The 482-nt window shown below is 29.5% G+C and carries 1 protein-coding gene; it reads right to left on the bottom strand.

The annotated features are described in order from the left end of the window. A partial coding sequence (locus tag IUY40_RS19270; protein ID WP_195738465.1) for a hypothetical protein occupies positions 1–355 on the bottom strand: 355 nt, incomplete at its 3' end. Positions 356–482: the final 127 nt, after the last annotated feature.

Raw genomic sequence — 482 nt, 5'->3', positions numbered from 1 at the left:
CAATCAAAAAAACATTTGCTGACCTCTTGTATAGAGGATTCTTTTTTATTATGCTAGTAAAGTACCCCTCATATTCAGGACTTTCTTGGATGTCAAATTGGTATGTTTTTGAGAGGAAAAATAATTCTTCCTTATTAAAATATTCATTTGTTTGTACATAGGGATTTGCAATCAATCTTTTTATGTAAATAGCCCTATTTTCGGATGATATGATATCTCCATGTGAATTTATAAATCGTATCGAAGGTCGAATTAACTCTTGTTTAATTTGAGCTAATCCTTCAGCTATAACTTTTTCAGAACCATCACCGTGTTTTTCGGTTTGAAGACAATAAAACTTTTCTATTAATTTCATTTACAATCAATATTTTTTATTAATTTATCTACTTTAAAAGTTAAATCTTCTATATCATTTACCCATTTCCCTCCCCGCTACCGCACGAATCCTTTCGCATGGTAGGTTCTATTTAAATATAAAAATT

Source organism: Flavobacterium sp. ALJ2, from assembly GCF_015594725.1.
In the GTDB taxonomy this organism is placed as follows: Bacteria; Bacteroidota; Bacteroidia; order Flavobacteriales; family Flavobacteriaceae; genus Flavobacterium.
The sequence above is the reverse complement of the archived record's forward strand: the minus strand, read 5'-3'. Positions and strand labels throughout refer to the sequence as shown.